A 5082-nucleotide genomic window follows, 5' to 3' on the forward strand; every position below is an offset into this window, starting at 1 on the left:
GTCGCAAACGCTGCAGGCGACCCGCAACCCGAAACTTGTGCTCGACGAGCTGCTTCGGATCGGCAACCGCGCGATCGTCTCCTTCCCCAATTTCGGCCATTGGCGCGTGCGCTTCTCGCTGCTGATCAAGGGCAGGATGCCGGTCACCAAGGACCTGCCCTATTCCTGGTACGACACGCCGAACATCCACTTCTGCACCATTCGCGACTTCGTCAATCTGTGCGAAGAGCTCGGCGCGACGGTCGAGAAGGCGACCGCGCTCGACGCCAACGGCCAGAAGATCGGCCTGTCGATGCCCTGGCGGTTCTGGAACTTCTTCGGCCAGCAGGCGGTGTTCTTGCTGAAACGATGATCTCGCTCGATCTCTTTCGACGTCGGCCGGCCGTGGTTCAAATCCCGTCGGAAATTCTGTCGGAGATAAGCACAGGGATTCTTGTGTGCACTTCGCCGCGTACCGGCAGCAATCATCTTGCAGGACTGATGGCTTCCGCCGGGCTGGGCAATCCACTGGAGTGGTTTGGCGGGCGCCGGCTGCTCGAACAGCCAGGCTATCCGCGCGATGCCAGAGGGCAGCTTCTGAGGGCGCTGACGGAAGGACGGTCCTCTTCCGGAATCTACGCGATCAAGCTTTTTGCGAGTCAATTCGCTCAAGTTGCCAAGAAGGTGAACCTCCCCGCCAGTCTTCCCAACCTTCACTATGTGCGCCTGACGCGCAGCGATTTGCTGGGTCAGGCGATCTCATGGGCGCGTGCGCGCCAAACCCGCAGATTCCGCTCTAGCGAGGTCAATCGCGCATCCCCACGCTATGACGGCGAGGCTATCGCCGAATCGCTCGAAAAGATTCTGATGGAAAATCTGGCCTGGGACGGGTGGTTCGCGAAAAACGGGCTGTCCTTTCTTGCGCTAACTTACGAGCAGGTCCAGCAAAACCCGAGAGGAAGCCTCGAGAAAATTGCCCAGTTGGCCGGGGTCGAGCCTGTCTGGGGAACGAATCTCGGATCAGGTCTCGAAATCCAGCGCGACGGGACCAATGACGAATGGAGAAAACGTTTCCTGTCTGAATATGCCGACCCGTCGAGCTTCCCGCACAGAAAAAAGCGCGGGTTCCTGAAGATCTAGAAAGAATCATGCGATTGAAGCGCAAACTTGCAAATAGAATGGCACCGAGAATCGTTTGACGGCATACCCCGCAGGGCTATAGCGACTGTACCGGCAAAACTGGTGGTGATTATCTATGGCTGAACACCCGATCTATTCGATCGTCATGGAGATGGAGAACGCCAAATCCATCGACTGGAACGAGATCGGCCTGGGGCTGAAGTCACTGGCGCGCGAAATCGCGGCTGTTTCCGCTACGGGTTTTGCAAGGCCAAAAGTTGTCGTGTCGCATGGCGGGCCCGATTCGGACGGCAGCTTGCTGCAAGCGAGCATTGAAGCTGAAGCGCCTGAATTGATGCAGGTTGCCGACCTGACGATCACAGCTTGCCCCGACGGCCGGTATTACGAACTCAAGAACAACGGCGTGCTTTTGACCGAAGGGGACATCGTCGTTTTCCTGGATTCGGACACGGTCCCTCAGCCAGGTTGGCTTTCAAATCTGCTGCAGCCGTTTCAACAGCCGCAAACCGTCTGCGTGAACGGCCATACCTATCTGTCCTATGACGACTTCTTCTCGAGAACCTTCGCCTTGATCTGGTTCTTCCCGATGGCCCGTGGAGACGAAAGATTCGCCTCGAAGCGGGCGATCAATGCCAACAATGTCGCCTTCCGGCGCCATTGGATCGTCAGCCACCCTTTCCCGGCACATAACGGCTTCAAGGTGTCCTGCACGCTGCTGATGCACCAGCTTCGGCGCGAGGGCCACAAGATCGTCAACGTTGATGCGCGCGTCTACCACTACTCTCCGCGCGGCTGGCGGTTCTTCTATTGGCGCGCGTTGGTGACCGGCAGGGACGCCGATCGCAAGTTCGTCGCGCTTCATGCCCCCAGTCGCAGCCAGCGGATCGTCAAGTCGTTCAGTCGCTGGTGGACCATGTCGTGGCGCACGACGCGACGCGTGCTCAGCCACGCGCCGCAAACGGGTATGCCTCTTTGGCAGATCCCGTTTTCACTGGTGGTAGGCCTGGCTTTTTATACCCTGGCATTTCTTGGTCATTTCAGCCTCGCTGCCGGTCTCGTAAGCGACGAAATCGAAACCGTGCCTGACTATGTCGGGCATAGTTGAAGGATAAACCGCCGCGAAGTGTTGCTTTCAAACCGCATGACTTTGAGGAAACACGCTCTGAACTTGACCCCGATGCGACACCTCAGGTGACATAGGCGGCTCTTTTCTGTAGCGTTTGCCGAATCCATCCGGGGGCGGACATGGAGGCAGGTGTGCGAGTATCTTACGGTCATCGTTTATCTGCCCATAACGAAAGTTAGATGCCGACTGCCTCCGACCCAGCTCCGCTGATCACCGTGATCACGCCGACGCACAACCGGCGAAGCCAGGTCGTGCGCGCGGTGGAAAGTGTTCTTGCCCAGACACTTACCCGCTTCGAGCACATTGTCGTCGACGACGGTTCGACCGACGGAACGGCCTTGGCGCTGGCCGAGATTCGCGATCCCAGACTGATCTATGTCGGCGCGAAATGGCGCGGCGCCAATGCCGCGCGCAACGCGGGCATCGAGCGCGCGCGGGCCCCGATCGTGACCTTTCTCGATTCCGACGATGTCTATCTGCCGGACCGCCTCGACCGGACGCTGTCGCACTTCGACAGGAACCCCTCGCTCGAAGTGCTGATCAGTTCCTTCATCTCGGTCAAGGGCGGCCGCAGCACCAAATGCATCAATCGTCAGGCCTTGCTCGACAAGAGCAGGCTGCAGCGCGCCCTGGTCTCGCAGACGATCTTCATCGCCGGCTCGGCGATCACCGCCCGGCACGAATCGCTGCTTGCGATCGGCGGCTTTGACAGCGATATCACGCGCATGCAGGACCGCGAATTGCTGCTGCGTTTTGCCAACCGCAGCGGCGCCTTGCTGTCGGATGATATAGACTGGAAGAAATACAATTCGGAAAATTCGATCTCCGGCCGGCGCGACGGCTATGTCGAGGCCTACGCCAACCTGATCGGCAAACATCCTTATATTGCCGACCGCTATCCCGACGTGCCGCCCTATATGATCGCGCGGCAGATCATCGCCGACATATTGAAGGGGAGGCTGCCACAGGCCTTTTCGGGCTATCTCGCCAACCGGTCGTCAAAGGCGCTCGGCTACTCGCCGACCGAACTGCTGCGCGGCTATGTCGTCGGCCGGCGCTGGCGCCGCGATTGCTATGACGAGTTCCGCGCCAAATACGGCGCCAGAGCGGCCTGAGGCACAGCGCGGCGCTCTGGCCGAAACAGTGCAAATTGGGACCTCACCGATCCAGCTCCGGAAAATACGGATCGGAAAACCGCTGCCGCAGCCGTTCGCCAAGCAGGCAGTCGGTCGGCGCCTCCGCGTCGACGCGGATGCTTCCGGCGTCGCCGATCCCGCTCACCTCCTGGATCAGCTTGCGGCGGATAGCCGTCGAGAATTCCGACGCCGCATAGATCGGCAACACGAACGAACCGGGGCCGCCGGTGACGCAATCGGCATAGTAGCGGTCGAGACGAATGACGCTCGGCGACGGATTGATCAGGATCGGCAGGCCGTTGACCACGATGCCTTTGGCCAAAGCCGCATCACGGATCATCGCGACGGGCCGCCCGGCATTGTTGGGCCCGTCCCCCGATATGTCGATGACCCGGCGCGGCGCCGAGTAGCTGTTTTTCTCCAGAAGTCCGGCGCCGAATCCGAGAGCGCCTGAAATCGACGTGCCGCGAAAGCTCCGGAACGGACGACCCGCGATGGTGTCGGCGAAGGCGTTGGCGCTGTCCGCGCCGTCGATCACTTGCCAGCCGATCACGCCGTCGTCGCGCACGACGCCCGCCCATTCGAAATAGGCGAGCGCGATGCGGCCCCTCGGGCCCGAGCGCGCGGCGCTGATGAAGTCGGGATGGCGCAGCGCCTCGACATAGCCGGCGCGCTGCAGGGCGAACTCTTCTTCGTCCATCGATTGCGAGATGTCGACGGCCAGCACGAGTTCCACATCGACGGCAGTGCCTCCGATGGCAGGCATTGGCGCTGCCTCGGCGCAGGCAAGGCATGCAAGCAGGCTGAACAGCTTGAGCATGGCAGGCTCCACCACGCCGGGATTCTTCCCGGCGATCGCGGCGAAATAAAGCTATTTCTTGGCGCGCGCGGCAACAGGCGGGGGTTCGATCGCCCCGGCGCGGAGACGGGCCGGCTTCAGCGCCGATCCGCTGCTGTCCTTGACGATGGTGAGCGCGCGCGGGAAGAACTGGTTGTTGTGCAGACCGCGCCCGATATTGAGGATAGCGGCGTGCGGCAGTCTGGCCTGCAGCATCGCCAGCACGCGCCGAAGCGTGGCGCCGTCGAACGTATCCAGCGCTTCGTCGATGATCACCCATTTCGGCTTCCTCAGCGCCAGCCGGGCGAAGGCGAGCAGCCGCTGCTCATCGTCGGCCAGCTCATGCTCCCAGCGCGCCGAGCGGTCGAGCTGGAACGAGAGGCGCTCGAGGCCGACTTCACCGAGCACGGCGGAAATCTCGTCGTCGTCGATCTTGGTGCCTTCGGCATGGTTGAGCACGTCGCGCAGCGTGCCGAGCGGGAAATAGGGGGTGCGCGGCACGAAGAACGGTGTCTCTCCGGCCGGCATGCCAATGCGGCCGCCGCCCCATGGCCAGAGGCCGGCGATCGCGCGGAAGAACAGCGTCTTGCCGGCGCGCGGATCGCCGGTGATCATGACGCGCTCGCCGGCCTTTATCTCGACCTCCGTCTCTGCAAGCCTGGTGCAGCCGTCGGGCGAGGCGACTTCGAGCTTGTCGAATGTCAGTGTGCCATTTGCGTTTTCGCCGAACGCGATGCGCTTTTCCTTGGCATGCAGGATGTCCGTTTCGCCGAGCGCGATGCGAAAGTCGGCAACGCGCATCAGCGTTGCCCGCCAATCGGCGATGGCGCCGATGTTGTTGATGAACCAGCGCAGCGAGGAAT

6 protein-coding genes are annotated in these 5082 nt (G+C 61.4%); 4 read left to right on the top strand and 2 right to left on the bottom strand.

Features of this window, described 5'->3' with window-relative positions:
• From EOA60_RS18055 to EOA60_RS18070, 4 genes are all read left to right on the top strand, one after another.
• Positions 1-352 (top strand): methionine biosynthesis protein MetW (locus tag EOA60_RS18055; protein ID WP_281060751.1); only part of this gene is annotated, 352 nt, incomplete at its 5' end.
• Positions 349-1119: a Stf0 family sulfotransferase gene (locus tag EOA60_RS18060; protein ID WP_095823991.1), complete on the top strand. Its 771-nt coding sequence runs from the start codon at positions 349-351 to the stop codon at positions 1117-1119. The genes EOA60_RS18055 and EOA60_RS18060, both read left to right, overlap by 4 nt.
• 115 nt (positions 1120-1234) lie before the next feature.
• Positions 1235-2224 (top strand): glycosyltransferase, encoded by a 990-nt coding sequence (locus EOA60_RS18065; RefSeq protein WP_127335556.1) that lies wholly within the window; start codon positions 1235-1237, stop codon positions 2222-2224.
• A gap of 200 nt (positions 2225-2424) precedes the next feature.
• Positions 2425-3360 (top strand): glycosyltransferase family A protein, encoded by a 936-nt coding sequence (locus tag EOA60_RS18070; RefSeq protein ID WP_095782444.1) that lies wholly within the window; start codon positions 2425-2427, stop codon positions 3358-3360.
• A 43-nt stretch (positions 3361-3403) separates the two neighbouring features.
• Here EOA60_RS18070 and EOA60_RS18075 read toward each other — a convergent pair whose 3' ends face one another.
• Together EOA60_RS18075 and EOA60_RS18080 are read right to left on the bottom strand one after the other, a co-directional pair.
• Entirely contained in the window at positions 3404-4201 is a 798-nt protein-coding gene (locus EOA60_RS18075) for a DUF1194 domain-containing protein (RefSeq protein ID WP_127335557.1), read from the bottom strand.
• Between the two features lie 51 nt (positions 4202-4252).
• Positions 4253-5082, bottom strand: an 830-nt coding sequence (locus EOA60_RS18080) for an ATP-binding cassette domain-containing protein (RefSeq protein WP_164899382.1), incomplete at its 5' end; no start/stop codon positions are given.

Origin of the sequence: Mesorhizobium sp. M1A.F.Ca.IN.020.06.1.1 (genome assembly GCF_004023265.1) — a bacterium.
Lineage (GTDB): Bacteria > Pseudomonadota > Alphaproteobacteria > Rhizobiales > Rhizobiaceae > Mesorhizobium.

Bases quoted from the DNA above. Each gene is read 5' to 3' on its own strand.
- EOA60_RS18060 (WP_095823991.1), top strand. From the start codon at position 349: ATGATCTCGCTCGATCTCTTTCGACGTCGGCCGGCCGTGGTTCAAATC.
- EOA60_RS18065 (WP_127335556.1), top strand. From the start codon at position 1,235: ATGGCTGAACACCCGATCTATTCGATCGTCATGGAGATGGAGAACGCC.
- EOA60_RS18070 (WP_095782444.1), top strand. From the start codon at position 2,425: ATGCCGACTGCCTCCGACCCAGCTCCGCTGATCACCGTGATCACGCCG.
- EOA60_RS18075 (WP_127335557.1), bottom strand. From the start codon at position 4,201: ATGCTCAAGCTGTTCAGCCTGCTTGCATGCCTTGCCTGCGCCGAGGCA.